This is a genomic window from Celeribacter sp. SCSIO 80838, assembly GCF_056498065.1.
The window spans coordinates 3,693,155-3,711,733 of sequence record NZ_JAZKMA010000001.1 but is presented as its reverse complement, the minus strand read 5'-3'; the positions used below and the strand labels follow the sequence as shown (position 1 = coordinate 3,711,733).

Genomic DNA, 18,579 nt, shown 5'->3' with positions numbered 1-18,579 from the left:
TGGTCCTCGTTGAACTGACGGCTCTTGTGTCACGACAGGTCATGTGAGACAAATTCATAATTCTCAAGATCAACATGAGTGCCATTCAAGATGCACCTCGAATTCCGCCATCTGCGCACGATCAAGGCCATCCATGAGGAGGGCGGTCTGGCCCGTGCCGCCGACCGGCTGAATATCACTCAATCCGCCCTGTCGCATCAGGTCAAGGGACTCGAAGATCAGGCCGGGGTGGAGCTTTTCGTGCGCCGCTCGAAACCGTTGAAACTTTCGCCTGCGGGGATGAAACTTCTGGCGCTGGCCGAAGACGTTTTACCCAAGGTGCAGGCTTTGGAGGATGAGTTTCGCGGCATCGAGGCGGGCACCTCCGGTCGTCTCCACATCGCCATGGAATGCCACGCCTGTTTCGACTGGCTCTTTCCCGTGCTCAACCAGTTCCGCAAGGCCTGGCCGGAGATCGACGTCGACATCCGCCAGCGCCTCGCCTTCGGGGCGCTCCCGGCGCTCGAACGGGAGGAGGTCGATTTCGTCATTTCCTCCGATCCCGACAATATCCCGGGCATCAGTTTCGTACCGCTCTTCGACTATGCGCCCATGTGTGTGCTGCCCTCGAAATCGCCTCTGGCCGAGAAGCCCTTTCTCGTGGCGGAGGATTTCGCCGATCAGACGCTCATCACCTATCCGATGGACCGCGCCCGTCTCGACGTGTTCAAGACCTTGCTGACCCCCGCCGGGATCGAACCGGCGCAACAGCGTCAGGTCGAGCTGACCGATGTCATCCTCATGCTGGTCGCCGCCGGGCGCGGCATTTCGGTGCTCCCCGATTGGGTTATGCGCGACATTCGCAGCCACCCGGATTACGCCATCCGGCCCCTGACCGCGCATGGCATCACCCGCCGGATGTACGCCGCCGTGCGCGAGGACGATGTGAGCAAACCCTATATGGCCCATGTGCTGCGCATCGCGAAAACCGAAGCCGTGAAGCTTCAGCGCGGGTGAACCCGGCGAAAACGACGGTTTTCCGCGCATTTCTTTGCCCTGAAACCCTTGGCAGGGCGGGCTGGGCGGCGTATACGCCCGGTTTGAACATCTCAACACCTTTTCGGAGCCCGGACCCATGCAAGGCAGCGCCAATCTCAATGTCATGATCAAAGCCGCCCGCGCGGCAGGTCGTTCGCTGGTCAAGGATTTCCGTGAGGTCGAGAACCTTCAGGTCTCGTCCAAAGGCGCAGGAGACTTCGTGTCGAAGGCCGACATTCGTGCCGAAGAGATCATCCGCGAGACCCTGATGGAGGCGCGTCCGAATTACGGCTGGACCGGCGAGGAAAGCAAACCCGTCGAGGGCACCGACCCGACGCGGCGCTGGATCGTCGATCCGCTCGACGGGACGACGAACTTTCTCCACGGTCTGCCGCATTGGGCGATCTCCATCGCGCTTGAGCACAAGGGCGAGATCGTTTCCGGCGTCGTCTTCGATCCGGCCAAGGGCGAGCTGTTCTGGGCCGAGAAGGGCGCCGGCGCCTGGATGAACGACACGCGCATCCGTGTGTCGGGCCGCACCAAGATGATCGAATCGATCTTCGCCACCGGCTTGCCCTTCGGCGGTCGCGGCGATCTGCCGGAAACCCTGCGCGATCTGGCCCGGCTTTTGCCCGCCACCGCCGGTGTGCGCCGTTGGGGCTCCGCCGCGCTCGATCTCGCCTATGTGGCCGCCGGTCGTTATGACGGCTTCTGGGAACGCCGTCTGAACGCCTGGGACATGGCCGCCGGTGTGCTTCTCGTGAAGGAAGCGGGTGGGTTCGTCGAGGGGCTGCACCCCGAGGACAACCCGGTCGACTCTGGCGAAGTGATATGCGGCAACGAGGCGCTGTTCGAGCGGTTCGCGGCCATCATCCGCGCCGCCTGAGCACGGTTTCCTGCAAAACGTTTGGCCTGCCTGCGCCGCGCCACATGGCGCGGTTCACAAACCTGTGAGATTTTCCCGTAAATGCGCGGTTCCTGCCCTGATTTGGTCGTTTTCTCGTGAGACTCTGACCAGGATCATCGGAGGGATACACGTGATTAACAGGTTGAAACATTTTTGCGCGCGTTTTCGTGCCGACGACCAGGGGGCCGTGACGGTCGACTGGGTCGTGCTGGTCTCCGCCATCGTCGGGATGAGCATCATGGTGCTCGCCATCATCTGGCAGGGGGCCTTTACCTTTACGATGCGGTTGAATTCCGAAGTCGAAAGCATCGACGTGGCGAATTACTCCGCATCCTCGGACACATCCTCGGAAGAGGACACGATCGCGGAATAAGTCCGGGTCAGCGGTTCCATCCTCAAAAGACCCCGCCGCGTCGGACGTGGCGGGGGTTTTTCACCGGGCGTTCTTGTGGCCACTCAGCGGCTAGCGGCGGCGCACGACCGGCACGGAGCTTCGGGCATAGCGGGCGGCGGTATGTACAGGTCGCCCGTGGGTGCGCTGCCAATAGGCCGTGCCGCCAAGCCGGAGCCACAGCGGCAGGGCCAGAACCACCCCCGCAACGAACCCGCCGACATGCGCCAGATGCGCCACCCCGCCGGTGCCCGCGGTCGAGCCCAGCTCCGCCACGACCTGAAGCGCGAACCAAAGCCCCAGCATGACCCAGGCGGGCAGGGGGAAGACCTTGAAAAAGATGATGAAGATGAACAGCACATCGACCCGCGCTTTCGGGAACAGCAACAGATAGCCCCCCATCACCCCCGCAATCGCGCCCGAGGCGCCCACCATCGGCACACGCGAGCCGGGATCGGCCAGATACTGCGCCATGCCCGCCGCCAATCCGCACAGAAGGTAAAACCCGAGATAGCGCAGATGCCCCATCTCGTCTTCGAGATTGTCGCCGAAAATCCACAGAAACAACATGTTCCCCGCGATATGCATCAGCCCCCCATGCATGAACATGGAGGTGAAAAACGTGTCATATCCGCTGCCGGAACTGATCCGTGCGGGCAAAAGCGCCCAGTCCGAATAGATCGCCAAAAGCGCACGCTCGTCGCCATAACTCGGCAGCATCGCCAAAAACACCGCCAGATTCACCGCGATCAGCACATAGGTGACGAGGGCGGGACGGCGCGAGGGGTTATGGTCGCGGATCGGAAACATCAGACCAGAAGGCTCTGGTAGAAAGCGATGTCCTTGCCATAAAGCTCGTCGATCAAAGCGCGCTCCCGCGCACCGGTCTCGAGCTTCTTCTTGCGGGAATCCGTGGCATGGTGCAGCACATTCTGGAGACCCGAAAACTGCCCGAAATAGCTCGTGCAAACCCGTTCCAGAAACGGTTCAAGCCGCTCCACCGTTCCGACATCATAGCGCTCGACGGGTTCGCGCAGCACCGTGATCTTCGCTGCGGCCTCGAATTCACGAGGCCAGGGCAGCATGTTGAACAGGGCTTTGAGCCGATTGATCCGTACGTCTTCCAGCCCCGACCGACAAGAGTGCGCCATCGTGCGCACGATGGTCGAATTGGCGCATTTCGGCAGGCGGGCGTAAAACAGCTTTTGCCCCGGGAAATAACAGATCCGGGACATCGCGGCCTGACGCGTATGCTCCGGCAAGAGCGCCGTGACCGGATAGCTGTCGGGTGAGGCGTACCGGGTGCGCACCAGACGGTTGCGCAGATTGCGTTTCGCCATCGCTGCAACCGGGGCGTTTCGTCCGGTCAGGCCGTTGTCTGACATGAGCGCTCTTTCTGCGAAAGGATCGGTTTTCTTGTGCGGCGAACACATGGCCGGGTCAAGAGGCGCGCTGACATCCGCGGCGTCGCTGCGATGCGGCGTGTTTCCGCGCGGATCTTCTTCGCACTGGCAGAAACATGCCAATTGTCCGGGCTTTGCCACAATCTGGCCGCATTCATGACCTCTTGCCTTTATAGCCTCGCGAAAACCCGACGAGGCAGCGATGCTTAAACGACTTCTCTTGGCGGCTCTCATGTTCATGCCCACGGCGCTGTTCGCGGACAAGGCTGGGATCGGCGCGTGGGAAAATTCCAACCAGACGATGTTGCGCTGGATCGAGGACGCGCCTGCGCTCGATTGGTATTACACTTGGCGCCCGACCCAGATGTGGTCCAAAGACACGCGCCGCCGCTCCGTCGAATTCGTGCCGATGATCCGCGATGCAGGGGATGTGAACAAGAAAATCGTCTCCGACCTGCCGGTGCGTACACTTCTGGCCTTCAACGAACCGGATTCCCGCAAGAGCGAAGGCAGCAATCTGTCCGTCGAACAGGCCGTTGCCCTCTGGCCGAAACTCGAAGCGCGCGGGTTGCGTCTCGGCAGCCCGGCGGTGACCCAAGGCCAGACGCTCGGCAAAACCTCATGGCAGGGCCGCTTCATGGCGCAGGCGGAGGCCAAAGGTCTGCGCGTCGATTTCATGGCGGTGCATTACTATTCGACGAATGGCGATGTGAAAGCCTTTGAAAACTGGCTCCGCGCGGTTCATGCCGCATATAACCGCCCGATCTGGGTTACGGAATTCGCCTTTGTCGACTGGCAGAACGTTCGTGGGGTCAGCTATGCCCAGAATGCCGCCTTCGCCGAGGCGGCGATCCTGATGATGGAACGCTTGCCTTTCGTCGAACGTCACGCATGGTTCGCCGCCAATCCCTACGCTTACGGCGGTGCTCAGCCGCAGATCAATCTGGTGTCCAACACGTTGCAACCGACCCCGGTCGGTGTCGCCTTCGACCGCACTTTGAGCCGCATCGGTGCCCGGCGCGTGGCATCGGCCAACGAGTAAGCCTTCCTATTCCCTCTCATAGCCTCAACCCGTTTCCGCGTTTCCCTCCGGCCATGATGCCCGCGCCCTCTGGGCAAGCCTTTCGCAAGATGTTAGGACGCAGGCCAAGGACGATCCGGGCAACCGGCACGTCCTTTCGCTCGCATTGGGCGGGCCCGCGTGGTGGAATGGTAGACACAGAGGACTTAAAATCCTTAGGCCGTATAGGCCGTGCCGGTTCGAGTCCGGCCGCGGGTACCAAAAAGGGTGGGCAGCCCGGGGAGCGCTGTCTGAGCAAAGGGATGCGCCGTGCAATTCACGTCCGAAGTCATCATCGCGACCTATAACAAGCCGGATTATCTGCGCCTGTGTCTCAAGAGCATTGCGGAGCAGAGCCAGCGTCCCTCCTCGATCTGTCTGGCCGATGACGGCTCCGATGCGCGGATCGACCCGGTGATTGAGGCGTTTCGCGCCGCCCATCCCGATCTGCCGCTGCGCCGGTCGTGGCATGAGGATCAGGGCTTTCGCAAATCCGTCGCGCTGAACCGGGCGATTGCCGGCTCGACCTGCGACTATCTGGTGTTTCTCGACGACGATGTGATCCTGCATCCCGAGGCTCTGGCGCGGCATTTCTCCTGTGCCACGCGCGGGCGCTATCTCACCGGCTCGCTGATCCGTCTCGACGCCGATCTGACGGGGCGGCTTCTGGAGGCGCAGAGCTATGGCTGGGCGGAGGGCCGTCTTGCGGGCTGGACCCCTAAGGGGCGCTCGCAATGGCTCAAATCCATGCCCCTCCCGCCCGGTGTCATGGCGCTTCTCGACCTTCTCTCGCCGGTCGCACCGAATTTTCAGGGGGCCTGTGCTTCGGTCTGGCGCGAGGACGTTTTGTGGGTCAACGGCTTTGAGGGCAACATGTCCTATGGCGGGCTCGACAAGGAGATCGGCGTACGGCTGCGCAACGCGGGCATTCGTGGTCGCCATGTGCGCTACACCGCCCCGGCCTATCACCTCGACCACGGGCGGTCCTACGCCGATCAAAAGGTCAAAAGCGCCAACCGCGCCTATATTCTCGCGCTGCGCAAATCCGGTGAGACGCGCGCGGTGAACGGCATTGCCGAACTGGATGCCTCATAAGGTTCGGGTAAAAGGTCCGACAAAAGTCCGACAGGTGTCCGACGCAAATCCGACACTAAAAAAGCCCTCCGTCTGGAGGGCTTTCTTGTCTTATTCGAACATTTTCGCGATGCGGCTTAGCTGCGAACCCCGGCGAATTTTTCTTGCCATTCCGCACGTTGCTCATCGTCGATCTTGGCAAAAAGGTTGTCGGGAACGACGAACGCATGGCCTGGTTTCAGCGCGTCGAGCGCAGCCGCAACATCCTCCGGCCAGTCCAGATCCGGCAGCACCAGAGCGGTTTGCAATTTGCCTGCAGTGTCCGGGATAAAGGGACTGGAAAGCCGGGCATAAAGCCCGATCAGGTTAAGCCCGAGGCGCACTTGAGCCGCAGCCTTTTCCGGGTCTTCCTTGAAGGTGGACCACGGTGCCGCCGATTGCAGATACTCATTGCCCGCAACCCAGATGGCGCGGAGCGCACCCGCGCCTTTGCGCACGTCGATTGCGTCCATATGGCTTTGATATTCCGCTACTTTTGCGGTCAGGTCGGCAATCAGAGCCTGTTCCCGCTCGCCATATTTCCCACCTTCCGGCACGGTTTCGCCAAATTTGGATCGGCAGAATTTGGTGATCCGCGAGACGAAGTTCCCGAGCACATCGGCGAGGTCTTTGTTGACGGACACTTGGAAGTTTTCCCATGTGAACTCGCTGTCCGAGCTCTCCGGCGCGTGGGACAAAAGCCACCAGCGCCAGTAATCCGACGGCAGGATCGACAGCGCCTGATCCATGAACACACCACGCCCGCGCGAGGTGGAGAACTGGCCGCCGTCGTAGTTCAGATAGTTGAACGATTTGATGTAATCGACCATCTTCCACGGCTCGCCCGCACCCAGCATGGTGACCGGGAAAGACAGGGTGTGGAAGGGCACGTTGTCTTTGCCCATGAATTCCACATATCGAACATCGTCCGCACCTTTGTCCGTGCGCCACCAACGTTCCCAAGCCTCATCGCCAAGCCCTTGTTTCTCGGCCCATTCCGCACCGCAGGCAATGTACTCGATCGGGGCGTCGAACCAGACATAGAACACCTTGCCGTCCATGCCCTCCCAAGGCGCGCCCTCGAATTGGACCGGCACGCCCCAGCTCAGATCGCGGGTGATCCCACGGTCCTGCAAACCATCGCCGTCATTGAGCCATTTCTTGGCAATTGAGGTGGTTAGAACCGGCCAGTCGGTCTTGCTGTCGATCCAGTCGTTCAGGGCATCGCGCATGTCGGACTGTTTAAGGTAGAGGTGTTTCGTAACCCTTTCCTCAAGGTCCGTTGCGCCAGAGATCGTCGAATGCGGATTGATCAGATCGGTCGGATCGAGCTGTTTGGTGCAATTGTCGCACTGATCGCCGCGCGCCGAGTCATAGCCGCAGTTCGGACAGGTGCCCTCGATATAGCGATCCGGCAGGAAACGCCCGTCGGTCTCGGAATAAATCTGGGTCTCTTCAACCACTTCGATCAACCCGGCTTCGTAGAGCCGCGTCGCAAGATGTTGCGTCAGCTTGTGGTTCTGCGCCGAGGAAGAGCGTCCGAAGTGATCGAAGGACAGGCGGAAGCCTGCGGCGATCTCGGCCTGAACGTCATGCATTTCGGTGCAATAGTCTGCGACCGGCTTGCCCGCTTTTTGCGCCGCGATCTCGGCCGGGGTGCCGTGTTCGTCGGTGGCGCAGAGGAACAGAACCTCGTCGCCCCGCGCCCGGCGATACCGCGCGTAAAGATCGGCAGGGAGCTGCGAGCCCACGAGGTTTCCGAGGTGCTTGATGCCGTTGATATAGGGCAGGGCGGAGGTGATGAGCGTGCGTGCCATGTGGGTCGTCCGGTCGTCCGTTACAAATGTCTTCCCGTTTCTCTATCGCGCTTGGCGATAAAGAGCCAGAGGTGAGGCGATGCCCATGAAAAAAGGCGCGCGGGGATGCCGCGCGCCAGTCTCCAACAGGGAGTTGAATCAGAGAGCCGTGTAGCCCGAATCCACGAGGTGATAGGAGCCGGTGATGAAGCTCGCCCGATCCGACAGGAGGAAGGCGACGAGGGCCGCAACCTCTTCGGGTTTGCCAAGCCGTTTCGCAGCATGACGCGCGCGGAGATTGTCGAGTACCTCCTCGGGCAAAGACCCGACCACCAGCGGGGTTTCGATATAGCCCGGACCCACGGAATTGACGCGGATGTTGTCGGCGGCCATTTCAAGCGCTGCGGCTTTAGTCATCCCCACCACGCCGTGTTTTGCGGTCACATAGGCGGAGATGTTGAGATCCGCGACGGAGCCGAGGATCGACGCCATGTTGACGATCGCGCCGCCGCCTGCGGCCTTCATCGCCTGCGCGCCGTAATGCATGCCGTAGAACACGCCCATCAGGTTGATGTCGATTACCTGTTTCCACTTGATCGGGTCCACATCGGTGATCGGCGACAGCGGTCCTCCGATGCCGGCGTTGTTCACCAACAGGTCGAGCTTGCCGGTTTTCGCCACGGCGAAATCGACCATGGCCTTGACGGCGTCCGGATCGGACACGTCGGCGGTGGCGGCCAGCGCCTTGCCGCCCGCCGCTTCGATCTTCGCGACTTCTGCGGCAGCCGCTTCCGTGTTCAGGTCGGCGACGATCACCGTCGCCCCTGCGCTGGCAAGCTCTTCTGCGATGGCGGCGCCGATGCCCGACGCGGCCCCTGTCACAATTGCGGTTTTGCCGTCGAAACGAAGGTCCATGATCAACTCTCCAATGATATTGTCTTGTGTTTTCAAAACATCAGATAAGATGTCCCGGCACTTTGACGAGGCGCAAATGCGCACCGCAGATATGCACGAATGTAGAGTTTCGGAGAACTTCTCGAAAAACTCTGTGCCAACGGGTTGCCCTGCGACGCAACGCGGCTAGTGTGAGCGGCAACACGGATTGACACAGGATAACCCTCATGAAAATGCGCAAAATCGGCCGCAGCGATCTTCTGGTTTCCGAAATTTGCCTCGGCTCGATGACCTGGGGCAGCCAGAACACCGAAGCCGAGGGCCATGCCCAGATCGACCGGGCCAAGGAGGTCGGGATCAATTTCATCGACACGGCCGAAATGTACCCGGTGAACCCGGTGCGCAAGGAGACGGCGGGCGACACCGAAGAGATCGTCGGTCAGTATTTTGCCGCACGCGGCGGGCGCGAGAACTGGGTGATTGCCTCGAAAATCGCAGGGTCCGGAAATATCAACGAAGAGGGCATTCTGGCCTCCAATCTCGAGGCGCGTCTTGATGCAAGTCTCAAACGCCTGAAGACCGATTATGTCGATCTCTACCAATTTCACTGGCCGAACCGTGGCTCCTATCACTTCCGGCAGAACTGGCGGTTCGATCCGTCGAAGCAGCCCTCCAAGGCCGAGATCGAAGACAATATGCGCGGCGTTCTCGAGGTCATGACGAGCTTGCAGAAAAAGGGCAAAGTGCGCGAATTCGGCACCTCGAACGAGACCGCATGGGGCATGTCGGAATGGTTGCGGCTGGCGACCGAAATGGGCGCACCTCGGATGCAGTCGATCCAGAACGAATATTCGTTGATGTGTCGTCTCTATGACCTCGATCTGGCGGAGCTGGCGGTGCATGAGGAGATCACACTTCTGGCCTATTCGCCTCTGGGGGCGGGTCTTCTGACGGGCAAATACGAGGGCGGTACCGTGGTTCCGAAAGGCTCGCGCATGGATTTGAACGGCAATCTCGGCGGCCGTGTCGCCGAGCGCACTTGGCCCGCCGAGCGCGCCTATGTTGCGCTTGCGCAAAAACATGGGATCGATCCGGCGACCATGGCCGTGGCCTGGACCCTGACACGGCCTTTCGACACCATGCCGATCATCGGCGCGACCTCGGTCGAACAGCTTGAGAAATCTCTCGACGCGCGCGATATTACACTCGCCGCGGAACTGCTCAAGGAGATCGAGAAACTCCATAAGGCACATCCGCTGCCCTATTGAGCCCCTGTCGAAGCCCTGTCGAGGACTGATCGAGTATGCGTAAATTCGTTTTGCCGGTGCTTGTCGCACTGGCGTTGACCGCCTGTCAGGCCGAGACGCCGGAGCCGGATGCGGGCTATGGCCTCGCGGGGTATAACCCAAAAGCGTCAGAGAGCGAAAAAGCGGCCTGCGAGGCGCAAGGCGGCGAGTTTCGCGCCGCCGGGCTCGGTGGTTTCATGACCTGTTTCACAACTCCGAAGGATGCCGGAAAGTCCTGTTCCAAATCCACAGATTGTTCGAGCAACATCTGTCTCGCCCGGTCGCGGAGTTGTTCGCCGGTCACGCCTTTGTTCGGCTGTAACGACATTCTGGACGCCGATGGGCGGCAGGTGAGCCTGTGCGTGGATTGATCTCTCGCGGATGGATTGCGGCGCTGTCTCTGGCGGTTCTGAGCGGATGCATGGCCCCCGCGCCGAAAGTCACAGGGTTTCGTGATCCTTCGGCCAATATGTCGTCCATCGCCGCGCTCGATACGCAGAAATTCTCCGGGCGCTGGTACGAGGTGGCGGCTTTCGTCCCCGAAGGCGCCTCCTGCGTGATCGGGGCGGTGACGTTTACCCGCCAGAAAACCGGCGATCTGATGGTGACCGAAGGCCCCTGCGCCGACGGTCGTCCGCGTCAGGGGCTGGCGCGTCAGGTCGGGCCGGGGCGCTTTGCCTTTGCGGGCGACGAATTCTGGGTCTTGTGGGTCGATGCGGAATACCACACGGCGGTGATCGGATACCCCTCCGGCCCCGCGCATGTGCTGTCGCGCGACATGGTCTTGCCGCCGGACCGCAAACTGGCCGTCGAGGGCATCCTCGAATGGAACGGCTACGACATCAGCCGGTTGCGCCCGGCGCGCCGTCGATAACCTCAGGAAAGATCGGCGGGATTTCTCTCTTCATCGTTGCTGATGGGGAACTGCAAAATTTTTGACTAGGCGGTTTGGAAAAACCCGCCTATAGGCCGTGCCATGATCATGGAACGCACATATTTCGAGCACGCAAAGAAAATCCTCGCTCTTGGGCTGCCCTTGGCGGGCTCTCAACTGGCGCAATTCGCCGTGCATATGACCGATGTCATCATGATGGGCTGGTACGGGCTCGATGAGCTTGCAGCCCTCGTGCTGGCCTCCGGCTTCTGGTTCATCCTGTTCATCCTGTTCGCGGGGTTTGCCTTTGCCGTCATGCCCTTGGTTGCCACGGCGGCGGGGCGGGGCGACAGCACGACCGTGCGCCGCGCCACCCGCATGGCGATCTGGCTGTCGGTGTTCTCGGGCGTTCTGATCTATCCTATTTTCGGCTTCTCCGACGATATTCTCGTCATGCTCGGTCAGGAACCGCATATCGCCGCTCAGGCCCGCCCCTATCTCGCCGTCGCTGGGATCGAAATGTTCCCGGCGCTCATCGTTGCCGTCTTCCGCAGCTATTTCTCCGCGCTCGAACGCACCCGCGTCGTGCTCTTTGCTGTGGTCGGAGCGGTTCTGCTCAATGCGGGTCTCAATTACATCCTGATCTTCGGCAATTTCGGTGCACCGGAGCTGGGGGTTCTGGGGTCTGCCATTGCCTCGCTGATCGTCAGCTTCGTGATGCTCGGGGTGCTGGTACTTTATGCCGCCAAGGCGACGCCGGAAAACGATCTGTTCCGCAACCCGTTCAACCCGGATTGGGCGATGTTCCGAACCGTGTTCAGGATGGGCGTGCCGATCGGTCTGACCTCACTCGCCGAGGTTGGCCTGTTCAATGCCGCCGCCCTGATGATGGGCTGGATCGGCACGGAAACGCTCGCCGCGCATGGAATTGTTTTACAACTTACGGCCATCGTTTTCATGGCTCAGATCGGCCTGTCGCAGGCCGGGACGATCCGGGCGGGCAATGCTCTCGGGCGGGGCGATGAGGCCGATCTGCGCAAGGGCGCGCGGGTGGTTGTCGTGATGTCGCTTGTGATGGCGGCGCTCGCCTCGCTGATGTTCATCCTGATCCCGGATTTCCTCATCGGGCTGTTCATCGCCCCCAATGAACCCGCCCGCGATCAGGTGCTTGCCATCGGCGGCACGCTCATCGTCATCGCCGCGGCGCAGCAGTTTTCCGACGGCGGTCAGGTCGTCGCTCTGTCCCTGCTTCGGGGCCTGCACGACACGGCCGTGCCGATGTGGCTTGCGACCTTCAGCTATTGGATTTTGGGCCTGCCAGCGGCCTATATCTTCGGTTTTGTGCTCGACTGGGGTGCGACGGGCGTCTGGATGGGGTTTGTCTTCGGCCTGACCACCGCCTGGGCCACCATGAGCTACCGCTTCTGGGCGCAGAAATCCCATATCTCGCGGGCGGGCTAAGGCCTTAGCTCTTGTTCAGAATCCGGTCGGCCTTTTTGCGCACCAGAACCGTGCGCAGGTCGTGCATCGCCAGCAAAAGCGCGTCGGTGACGTTCTCCAACTGCTCGTCGGTCGCCCGGGTTTGAACCCAGTGCGCCGTCAGGTTGAGGTAATCAATGGCGCGGTGGATGTCGTCGATGTCGCGCTGCGCCAAAAGCGCCACGCGCGCCGTGATCCACTCCTCGATCACGCGCAGATCCTCGGGCGTCAACTCCCGCCCGCCATGCGGTTTGATCTCCCCGTTTTTCACGTTCACCGCCGCGATCTGTTCCATCTCGATCCGGCGCTGACGGTTTTCCGTGTCCACCCGGAACACAAAGGCGCCGTTTTCACGGACACGGAAGTAATATTCGGGGAGATCGACGCTCATTTCAGCCCTTTGCAAAAGGCTTGGATGCGGGTGCAGGCCTCTTTCAGCGCCTCATCCGAAGTGGCATAGGACACGCGGAAGTTGGGCGACAGGCCAAAGGCCGCGCCGAACACCACCGCGACGCCGTTTTCTTCCAGAAGGGCGGAGGCGAATTCCTCGTCATTGGTGATTTTGGCGCCGCCAGCCGAGGTCTTGCCCAGACAGCCGGAGATGTCCGGGTAGACGTAGAACGCCCCTTCCGGTGTCGGGCAGGTGATGCCCTTGGCGGCATTCAGCATTTCGACCACCAGATTGCGGCGACGCACGAAGGCTTCGTTGTTCGACGCAATGAAATCCTGCGGGCCATTGAGGGCCTCAACGGCGGCATATTGCGAGATCGAACAGGGGTTCGAGGTCGATTGCGACTGCACTTTGCGCATCGCGGCGATCAGTTCCACCGGACCCGCCGCATAGCCGATTCGCCAGCCGGTCATCGCATAGGCCTTGGACACGCCGTTCACGGTCAGAGTGCGGTCGTAAAGACCCGGCTCGATCTCGGCGGGGGTGCAGAATTCGAACCCGTCGAAGGCGAGGTGTTCATACATATCGTCCGACATCACCCAGACATGCGGGTGTTTCATCAAGACGTCGGTCAGCGCCTTAAGCTCTTCTTTCGAATAGCCCGCGCCCGTCGGGTTCGAGGGCGAGTTGAAGATGAACCATTTGGTCTTCGGCGTGATCGCGGCGTCGAGTTGCTCGGCCGTGATCTTGAACGCGTTCTCCAGCTTGCCCTCGATGGCCACCGGCGTGCCGCCCGCGAGCAAGACCATATCCGGGTAGGACACCCAGTAAGGCGCGGGGATGATCACCTCGTCACCTTCGTTCAGCGTCGCCACCAGCGCGTTATAAAGCACCTGTTTGCCGCCGCCCGACACGGAAACCTGCGCGGGCAGGTAATCGAGGTTGTTGTCGCGTTTGAACTTGGCGCAGATCGCCTCTTTCAGTTCCGGCAACCCGTCCACGGCGGTGTATTTCGTTTTGCCTTCCTCGATGGCGCGGATGCCCGCCGCCTTGATATTCGCGGGCGTGTCGAAATCCGGCTCACCGGCACCGAGGCCAATGACATCCTTGCCCGCAGCCTTCAGTTCGCGCGCCTTGTTGGTCACGGCGATGGTCGGGGAGGGTTTCACACGGGAGAGCGTTTCAGAGAGGAAGGGCATGGTCATGAGTCCATTTGCGTTAGATCGCCGTAGTGATAGCGTCAAAACCGGCTCGCCGCCAAGACGTCCCCTTGCGATAAAGCGCCAATGCGTGCAAAAAGCCCGCGATCACCGGAGAGTACCATGACTGAGACCATCGACATTCGCCGCAAACGTCTGAAAATCCGGGCCTGGCGGCGTGGGATCAAGGAGATGGACCTTTTGATCGGTGGCTATGCCGACGCCCATCTTGCCAGCATGAACGAGGCCGAACTCGATGAGTTCGAGCTTTTGATGGATGAGCACGATCAGGATCTTTTGTCCTATGCGACTGGGCTCAAACCCGTGCCCGAGGCGATCAGGCCAATGCTCGACAAACTCATCGCCTCCGCCGATCACGCCTCCTGGGGCATCAAGGGTTAAAATCCCCTTACCAAAACCGGCGCATACTCCACGCAATTTTTCCGTCAATTTGCAACGATTCGAGAAATTTGCGCGGTTTAACTATATTTTGGGAAATTCGCGGCAATCTGCCTCCGATGAGCCTTTGGCGGAGTGACAGATGAGCATGCATTCAACATTCGTAAAACCGGTCGAACCCCCCTTCATGTCGCAATATCTTGAGGCGCTTTCGCTCGTCGAGCGCCTGCACCGGCTGTTGCTCGACGTGATCAAGGATGAATTTGAACGGGTCGGCATTCTCGAAATCAACGCCGTTCAGGCGCTTTTGCTGTTCAACATCGGCGAGAACGAAGTGACCGCCGGTGAACTGAAATCCCGCGGCTATTATCAGGGCTCGAACGTGTCCTACAATCTCAAGAAACTGGTGGACATGGGCTATATGCATCATCAGCGCTGCGAAATCGACCGCCGCTCCGTGCGCGTCAAACTGACCGACAAGGGCAATCATGTGCGTGTCACCGTCGCCGATCTTTTCGCCCGCCATGCCGAGGGGCTTCAGGGCAAGGGCGTCATCTCGTCGGAGGGCATCGAAGACATCAACAGTTCCCTGCGCCGGGTCGAACGTTACTGGGCCGATCAAATTCGGTATATTTATTAAGATATTTATCTGGCTTCGCGATGTAAAACGCCTCCCCGATGTGGGAGGCGTTTGGCTCTGGTGTCAGCCTCACCAGTGTCCGGTGTTTTCCATCGAGGCCCAAGGCTCGGCGGGGGCAAGGCGGTCGCCCTTTTGCAAGAGCTCGATCGACACATTGTCCGGCGAGCGCACAAAGGCCATATGCCCGTCGCGCGGCGGACGGTTGATCACCACGCCCGCGTCCATGAGGCTTTGGCAGAGCGCGTAAATGTCTTCGACCTCATAGGCCAGATGGCCGAAATGACGGCTGTCCGACGGCAGCCCTTCATCGCCGTCCCAGTTGTACGTCAGTTCCACCGGGCATTCCGGCTGACCTTCGGGGGCCATGAAAATGAGCGAAAACCGCCCGGCCTCGCTGTCCATGCGTCTGATTTCCCTGAGCCCCAAAAGCTCGAAAAACGCCATGGTTTTCTCAAGATCCTTTACCCGGACCATCGTGTGCAGATAGCGCATAAGGCTTCCTCCTGTCTGTCTTTGCCCGAACTCTAGCCCCTCATTTGGCAAATTCCACGTTTTTGCGCGCTTGCCGCTTGGCGAACCCCCTTTGCATTTGTATGACTGGACTCCCGGAACCCACAACATCTTGGGGGATGCGACGTGCAGCAATACCACGATCAGCTCAAAACCATTCTGGCCCATGGGGTCGACACGACAGACCGCACCGGTACGGGTACGACGTCCTATTTCGGGCTTCAGGCGCGCTACGATCTGGCCGAGGGCTTCCCGATGGTCACCACGAAAAAGCTGCACCTGCGCTCGATTATCCATGAACTTCTGTGGTTTCTGTCGGGCGACACCAATATTCGCTACCTCAAGGAGAACGGTGTTTCGATCTGGGACGAATGGGCGGATGAGAACGGCGATCTCGGGCCGGTTTACGGCGCGCAATGGCGCAAATGGCCGGGGCATGAGCGTGGTCCCATCGATCAGATCGAAAACCTGCTGGCCGCGATCCGCAAAAGCCCCGATTCCCGCCGTCTGATCGTTTCCGCCTGGAACCCGGCGGAGGTCGACAATATGGCCCTGCCGCCGTGTCACACGCTCTGGCAGGTGAAAATCCTCGGCGGCAAGATGCATCTCCAGCTTTACCAACGCTCCGCTGACATGTTCCTCGGCGTGCCGTTCAACATCGCGTCCTATGCGCTTCTGCTCGCCATGCTGGCGCAAGTGACGGGCTATGAACCGGGCACGTTTGTGCATTCCATCGGCGATGCGCATATCTATTCGAACCACATGGATCAGGTGAACCTGCAACTCTCGCGCACGCCCAAGGCGCTTCCGAAACTGCGGCTCAACCCGGATGTGAAGAACCTGTTCGATTTCAAATTCGAAGACATCGAAATTCTCGATTACGACCCCGATCCGGCGATCAAGGCGCCGGTGGCGGTCTGAGGGCGCGCGCATGATCACGCTCATCGCCGCCCGCGACCGCAACGGGGCCATTGGCAAGGACAACACCATCCCTTGGGACGCACCGGAGGACATGCGGTTCTTCATGCGCGAAACCATGGGGGGGGCGGTCATTATGGGGCGTCACACCTGGGACAGCTTGCCGTTCAAGCCGTTGAAAAACCGTCTCAATCTTGTTGTGTCCAGCCACGGCGTCGATCACGAGCATATCTTTCCTACGGTCGAGGAGGCGATTGCCTTTGCCAAGTCGGAGGGCCGCGCACGGATCTACGCCATGGGCGGCTACGGGATTTACAAGGCCATGCTGCCGCTGGCCGACCGTCTGCTGATCACCGAAGTGGACACGGTGGTCGAGGGGGCGGACACATGGTTCCCGGCCTTCGAACCGACGGACTGGCGCGAGGTCTCCCGCATGGTGCTCCGCGACGCGGCGCCGCGCTGTGAGGTTGTGGAGTGGGTGCGATAAATTCGATCCTGTGGGGCGCATTGTTCTGGATGCGTTGACAATCGGTCTGGCGAGTGAACCAAAACTTGCCGCATATGCCGCAGGGGGCTAGGCTTTTGCCAAGCCCACCATGGAGTATGAGTGATGAAACGATCCGTTCTCGCCGCCATCGCAACCCTTGTTGTCGCACCGGCCTTTGCCCAAGGCACACAGCCCTATAGCTACACCGTGCCGACCGTCGCCTACACCGGGGCCAGCGCCAATTACTGCCCCGCAGGCTTGCAGCCGGTGATGGGGCTCGATGGCATCAGTTGTGGGCGTCCGACCATGGCTGGGCCTGCCGCCGCTCCGCGCCCGATTGTGCCCGCGCACCCCGCGGTCCCGGTCGAGACCTTCGCGATGACGCCGCCCCCGCCGTCCGCAACTTATGCGCCCGACACGATCGTGATAGGCGGCAACTGAAAGACTCCCCGCGTTTCGCGGGGTTTTTCTTGGGGGAGGGGGCGAGATCTGCGCATTCGCGCATATTTTTCAATGCCGACTGTCATTTTGATGTTACATTCGGGGCATGAGCATCCGAATGAATGGGCTTCTTGCTGCCGCCGTGATCGCTCTGGGGGCGGGGCAGGGCGGAAAAGCCGGGGCACAAAATCTGATCGCTGAGGTCCTGTGCGGGGCGCAGGACGAGATTCACGCGAAACTCACCCGTCAGTTCGGCGTGGTGAAAACGGGTGCCGGTCTGCGCGGGCCGGAGGCGGTCATGGAGCTCTGGACCAATCCGACGACCGGCGACTGGACGCTGGTGCAAAGTTACGCCGAGGGGCGGGTTTGTATCCTTGCCATGGGAGACTATTGGGAGATGACGGCTCCCGATCCTACGCCTCAATCTCCGAAAGGATGAACTCCGCAACCGCACGACCGAGCACCTCATGGGCTGCGGCATCGAAATGCACGCCGTCGAGATCGGAGACGGAAATCACCTCATTGGCGTCGAACACCGCCACATCGCGCGCCTCCGCCTCGGCGCGCATCGCGGCTTGCACCGCCTCTGCCTTCTCCGCCGCGCCCACGTAGCTCTCCGCCAGACAGCCCGCCGCATGAGGTCGCGGTGGCAGGATCAGGATCGGTTCGAACCCGCCGTGCCGTGCCTGCATCTCTTCTGAGAGCGCCACGTCGAAGTGGAAACCGCAGGCCTCGGCAATGTCCTCGGGATCGGCCTCGAAATGGGCTTTGAGATCGTTGGTGCCGAGCATGATGGTCATTGCATCGATCGGCCCATGGCTTTCCAAGGCCATAAACAATCCCAGACGCCCGTCCATATGCGGCCCCATCTCCGGGTCGGGGAAGGCGAATGTCCGCCCCGGCAGGCCCTCTTCGACCAGATCCCAGCCCAGAGCCTCCGCCATCGCCACCGGCCAGCGGCGGGCAAGACGCGGCAGGTCCGAGGGACGGGCCCGCATCGGCTGCGTACCGTGGGTGTTGCTGTCGCCGAAGGTGAGGATCAAAGGCATTGCGGTCTCCATATGAAAAGCGGTCCCGGGCATATGCGCGGAACCGCCGAATTTCAATCAGATGTCCGTCTGAAACGGATCAGAGCGCCTGAAGCTCGGTCGCCGAGGCGCGGCCGTCACGGCCTTCGCGCAGTTCGTAGCCGATTTTCATGTTGTCCGCGAGGCCGGTCATGCCGGCGCGCTCGACCGCGGAAATGTGGACAAAAACGTCCTTGCCGCCATCATCGGGGGCAATGAAGCCGTAGCCTTTGGTGGTGTTGAACCATTTTACGGTGCCGGTGGGCATATCCCGTCTCTCCTTGTCGTTTCATCCGCCGCAACGTGC

Annotated in this window: 24 protein-coding genes and 1 tRNA gene; 16 read left to right on the top strand and 9 right to left on the bottom strand. The window is 60.7% G+C overall.

Annotated elements, in window-relative coordinates; translation table 11 throughout:
* Positions 1-90 precede the first annotated feature (90 nt).
* The 3 genes from V1475_RS18635 (at position 91) to V1475_RS18625 (ending at position 2,297) form a co-directional block, all read left to right on the top strand.
* On the top strand, positions 91-996 hold the full coding sequence (locus V1475_RS18635; protein ID WP_434290837.1) for a LysR family transcriptional regulator: 906 nt from the start codon (positions 91-93) through the stop codon (positions 994-996).
* Positions 997-1,114: 118 nt separating this feature from the next.
* Complete coding sequence (locus V1475_RS18630; protein ID WP_434286346.1) at positions 1,115-1,903, top strand: inositol monophosphatase family protein; 789 nt, start codon at positions 1,115-1,117, stop codon at positions 1,901-1,903.
* A 208-nt stretch (positions 1,904-2,111) separates the two neighbouring features.
* A complete protein-coding gene (locus V1475_RS18625; protein ID WP_434286347.1) occupies positions 2,112-2,297 on the top strand; it encodes a hypothetical protein in 186 nt (61 codons plus the stop codon).
* Between the two features lie 90 nt (positions 2,298-2,387).
* Here V1475_RS18625 and V1475_RS18620 read toward each other — a convergent pair whose 3' ends face one another.
* Together V1475_RS18620 and V1475_RS18615 are read right to left on the bottom strand one after the other, a co-directional pair.
* Positions 2,388-3,125, bottom strand: coding sequence for a rhomboid family intramembrane serine protease (locus tag V1475_RS18620; protein ID WP_479413927.1), 738 nt, complete (start codon positions 3,123-3,125; stop codon positions 2,388-2,390).
* Positions 3,125-3,700 carry a hypothetical protein gene (locus V1475_RS18615; RefSeq protein ID WP_479413926.1) on the bottom strand — a complete coding sequence of 192 codons (576 nt, stop codon included), beginning with the start codon at positions 3,698-3,700 and terminating at the stop codon, positions 3,125-3,127. Before V1475_RS18615 ends, V1475_RS18620 begins: the two co-directional genes overlap by 1 nt.
* 220 nt (positions 3,701-3,920) lie before the next feature.
* Between V1475_RS18615 and V1475_RS18610 the strand changes: the two genes are divergently transcribed.
* The 3 genes from V1475_RS18610 to V1475_RS18600 all read left to right on the top strand — a co-directional run bounded on the left by V1475_RS18610 (position 3,921) and on the right by V1475_RS18600 (position 5,873).
* Entirely contained in the window at positions 3,921-4,760 is an 840-nt protein-coding gene (locus V1475_RS18610; RefSeq protein ID WP_479413925.1) for a glycosyl hydrolase, read from the top strand.
* 153 nt (positions 4,761-4,913) lie between these two features.
* A tRNA-Leu gene (locus V1475_RS18605) sits at positions 4,914-5,000 on the top strand.
* 48 nt (positions 5,001-5,048) lie between these two features.
* Positions 5,049-5,873, top strand: coding sequence for a glycosyltransferase (locus V1475_RS18600; protein WP_479413924.1), 825 nt, complete (start codon positions 5,049-5,051; stop codon positions 5,871-5,873).
* Positions 5,874-5,989: 116 nt separating this feature from the next.
* On the opposite strand, the gene metG is transcribed toward V1475_RS18600, so the two are convergent.
* Positions 5,990-7,708 carry a methionine--tRNA ligase gene (gene metG / locus V1475_RS18595; RefSeq protein ID WP_479413923.1) on the bottom strand — a complete coding sequence of 573 codons (1,719 nt, stop codon included), beginning with the start codon at positions 7,706-7,708 and terminating at the stop codon, positions 5,990-5,992.
* A 138-nt stretch (positions 7,709-7,846) separates the two neighbouring features.
* Positions 7,847-8,602: an SDR family NAD(P)-dependent oxidoreductase gene (locus V1475_RS18590; protein WP_479413922.1), complete on the bottom strand. Its 756-nt coding sequence runs from the start codon at positions 8,600-8,602 to the stop codon at positions 7,847-7,849.
* Positions 8,603-8,808: 206 nt separating this feature from the next.
* Here V1475_RS18590 and V1475_RS18585 point away from each other — a divergent pair, with 206 nt between their 5' ends.
* The 4 genes from V1475_RS18585 to V1475_RS18570 all read left to right on the top strand — a co-directional run bounded on the left by V1475_RS18585 (position 8,809) and on the right by V1475_RS18570 (position 12,202).
* Entirely contained in the window at positions 8,809-9,849 is a 1,041-nt protein-coding gene (locus V1475_RS18585) for an aldo/keto reductase (protein ID WP_479413921.1), read from the top strand.
* A gap of 35 nt (positions 9,850-9,884) precedes the next feature.
* A complete protein-coding gene (locus tag V1475_RS18580; RefSeq protein ID WP_434286356.1) occupies positions 9,885-10,238 on the top strand; it encodes a hypothetical protein in 354 nt (117 codons plus the stop codon).
* Complete coding sequence (locus tag V1475_RS18575; protein WP_479413920.1) at positions 10,226-10,741, top strand: lipocalin family protein; 516 nt, start codon at positions 10,226-10,228, stop codon at positions 10,739-10,741. Before V1475_RS18580 ends, V1475_RS18575 begins: the two co-directional genes overlap by 13 nt.
* 102 nt (positions 10,742-10,843) lie before the next feature.
* On the top strand, positions 10,844-12,202 hold the full coding sequence (locus V1475_RS18570) for an MATE family efflux transporter (protein ID WP_479413919.1): 1,359 nt from the start codon (positions 10,844-10,846) through the stop codon (positions 12,200-12,202).
* 4 nt (positions 12,203-12,206) lie between these two features.
* On the opposite strand, the gene V1475_RS18565 is transcribed toward V1475_RS18570, so the two are convergent.
* Both V1475_RS18565 and V1475_RS18560 read right to left on the bottom strand, forming a co-directional pair.
* On the bottom strand, positions 12,207-12,611 hold the full coding sequence (locus V1475_RS18565) for a hypothetical protein (RefSeq protein ID WP_479413918.1): 405 nt from the start codon (positions 12,609-12,611) through the stop codon (positions 12,207-12,209).
* Positions 12,608-13,810, bottom strand: coding sequence for a pyridoxal phosphate-dependent aminotransferase (locus V1475_RS18560; protein ID WP_479413917.1), 1,203 nt, complete (start codon positions 13,808-13,810; stop codon positions 12,608-12,610). Before V1475_RS18560 ends, V1475_RS18565 begins: the two co-directional genes overlap by 4 nt.
* A 123-nt stretch (positions 13,811-13,933) precedes the next feature.
* Here V1475_RS18560 and V1475_RS18555 point away from each other — a divergent pair, with 123 nt between their 5' ends.
* On the top strand, positions 13,934-14,212 hold the full coding sequence (locus V1475_RS18555) for a succinate dehydrogenase assembly factor 2 (RefSeq protein WP_479413916.1): 279 nt from the start codon (positions 13,934-13,936) through the stop codon (positions 14,210-14,212).
* A 139-nt stretch (positions 14,213-14,351) separates the two neighbouring features.
* On the top strand, positions 14,352-14,849 hold the full coding sequence (locus tag V1475_RS18550; protein ID WP_479413915.1) for a MarR family winged helix-turn-helix transcriptional regulator: 498 nt from the start codon (positions 14,352-14,354) through the stop codon (positions 14,847-14,849).
* A 69-nt stretch (positions 14,850-14,918) separates the two neighbouring features.
* On the opposite strand, the gene V1475_RS18545 is transcribed toward V1475_RS18550, so the two are convergent.
* A complete protein-coding gene (locus V1475_RS18545; protein ID WP_479413914.1) occupies positions 14,919-15,341 on the bottom strand; it encodes a VOC family protein in 423 nt (140 codons plus the stop codon).
* 144 nt (positions 15,342-15,485) lie between these two features.
* Here V1475_RS18545 and V1475_RS18540 point away from each other — a divergent pair, with 144 nt between their 5' ends.
* The 4 genes from V1475_RS18540 (at position 15,486) to V1475_RS18525 (ending at position 17,644) form a co-directional block, all read left to right on the top strand.
* Positions 15,486-16,280: a thymidylate synthase gene (locus tag V1475_RS18540; RefSeq protein ID WP_479413913.1), complete on the top strand. Its 795-nt coding sequence runs from the start codon at positions 15,486-15,488 to the stop codon at positions 16,278-16,280.
* A gap of 10 nt (positions 16,281-16,290) precedes the next feature.
* Positions 16,291-16,764, top strand: a complete 474-nt coding sequence (locus V1475_RS18535; protein ID WP_479413912.1) for a dihydrofolate reductase — start codon at positions 16,291-16,293, stop codon at positions 16,762-16,764.
* Positions 16,765-16,887: 123 nt separating this feature from the next.
* Positions 16,888-17,205: a hypothetical protein gene (locus V1475_RS18530; RefSeq protein WP_479413911.1), complete on the top strand. Its 318-nt coding sequence runs from the start codon at positions 16,888-16,890 to the stop codon at positions 17,203-17,205.
* A gap of 118 nt (positions 17,206-17,323) precedes the next feature.
* Positions 17,324-17,644, top strand: coding sequence for a hypothetical protein (locus tag V1475_RS18525; protein ID WP_479413910.1), 321 nt, complete (start codon positions 17,324-17,326; stop codon positions 17,642-17,644).
* On the opposite strand, the gene V1475_RS18520 is transcribed toward V1475_RS18525, so the two are convergent.
* Both V1475_RS18520 and V1475_RS18515 read right to left on the bottom strand, forming a co-directional pair.
* Positions 17,619-18,254 carry a GDSL-type esterase/lipase family protein gene (locus tag V1475_RS18520; protein ID WP_479413909.1) on the bottom strand — a complete coding sequence of 212 codons (636 nt, stop codon included), beginning with the start codon at positions 18,252-18,254 and terminating at the stop codon, positions 17,619-17,621. The two genes, V1475_RS18525 and V1475_RS18520, sit on opposite strands and share 26 nt — an antisense overlap.
* A 79-nt stretch (positions 18,255-18,333) precedes the next feature.
* Positions 18,334-18,540 (bottom strand): cold-shock protein, encoded by a 207-nt coding sequence (locus tag V1475_RS18515; RefSeq protein ID WP_066704420.1) that lies wholly within the window; start codon positions 18,538-18,540, stop codon positions 18,334-18,336.
* Positions 18,541-18,579 lie beyond the last annotated feature (39 nt).

Excerpts from the sequence above, each read along its gene's own strand:
- V1475_RS18560 (WP_479413917.1), bottom strand. The coding sequence starts at position 13,810 with ATGCCCTTCCTCTCTGAAACGCTCTCCCGTGTGAAACCCTCCCCGACC.
- V1475_RS18610 (WP_479413925.1), top strand. The coding sequence starts at position 3,921 with ATGCTTAAACGACTTCTCTTGGCGGCTCTCATGTTCATGCCCACGGCG.
- V1475_RS18555 (WP_479413916.1), top strand. The coding sequence starts at position 13,934 with ATGACTGAGACCATCGACATTCGCCGCAAACGTCTGAAAATCCGGGCC.
- V1475_RS18520 (WP_479413909.1), bottom strand. The coding sequence starts at position 18,254 with ATGCCTTTGATCCTCACCTTCGGCGACAGCAACACCCACGGTACGCAG.
- V1475_RS18585 (WP_479413921.1), top strand. The coding sequence starts at position 8,809 with ATGAAAATGCGCAAAATCGGCCGCAGCGATCTTCTGGTTTCCGAAATT.
- V1475_RS18620 (WP_479413927.1), bottom strand. The coding sequence starts at position 3,125 with ATGTTTCCGATCCGCGACCATAACCCCTCGCGCCGTCCCGCCCTCGTC.
- V1475_RS18545 (WP_479413914.1), bottom strand. The coding sequence starts at position 15,341 with ATGCGCTATCTGCACACGATGGTCCGGGTAAAGGATCTTGAGAAAACC.
- V1475_RS18570 (WP_479413919.1), top strand. The coding sequence starts at position 10,844 with ATGATCATGGAACGCACATATTTCGAGCACGCAAAGAAAATCCTCGCT.
- V1475_RS18630 (WP_434286346.1), top strand. The coding sequence starts at position 1,115 with ATGCAAGGCAGCGCCAATCTCAATGTCATGATCAAAGCCGCCCGCGCG.
- V1475_RS18525 (WP_479413910.1), top strand. The coding sequence starts at position 17,324 with ATGAATGGGCTTCTTGCTGCCGCCGTGATCGCTCTGGGGGCGGGGCAG.
- V1475_RS18535 (WP_479413912.1), top strand. The coding sequence starts at position 16,291 with ATGATCACGCTCATCGCCGCCCGCGACCGCAACGGGGCCATTGGCAAG.
- V1475_RS18565 (WP_479413918.1), bottom strand. The coding sequence starts at position 12,611 with ATGAGCGTCGATCTCCCCGAATATTACTTCCGTGTCCGTGAAAACGGC.
- metG (WP_479413923.1), bottom strand. The coding sequence starts at position 7,708 with ATGGCACGCACGCTCATCACCTCCGCCCTGCCCTATATCAACGGCATC.
- V1475_RS18515 (WP_066704420.1), bottom strand. The coding sequence starts at position 18,540 with ATGCCCACCGGCACCGTAAAATGGTTCAACACCACCAAAGGCTACGGC.
- V1475_RS18580 (WP_434286356.1), top strand. The coding sequence starts at position 9,885 with ATGCGTAAATTCGTTTTGCCGGTGCTTGTCGCACTGGCGTTGACCGCC.
- V1475_RS18550 (WP_479413915.1), top strand. The coding sequence starts at position 14,352 with ATGAGCATGCATTCAACATTCGTAAAACCGGTCGAACCCCCCTTCATG.
- V1475_RS18615 (WP_479413926.1), bottom strand. The coding sequence starts at position 3,700 with ATGTCAGACAACGGCCTGACCGGACGAAACGCCCCGGTTGCAGCGATG.
- V1475_RS18635 (WP_434290837.1), top strand. The coding sequence starts at position 91 with ATGCACCTCGAATTCCGCCATCTGCGCACGATCAAGGCCATCCATGAG.
- V1475_RS18530 (WP_479413911.1), top strand. The coding sequence starts at position 16,888 with ATGAAACGATCCGTTCTCGCCGCCATCGCAACCCTTGTTGTCGCACCG.
- V1475_RS18590 (WP_479413922.1), bottom strand. The coding sequence starts at position 8,602 with ATGGACCTTCGTTTCGACGGCAAAACCGCAATTGTGACAGGGGCCGCG.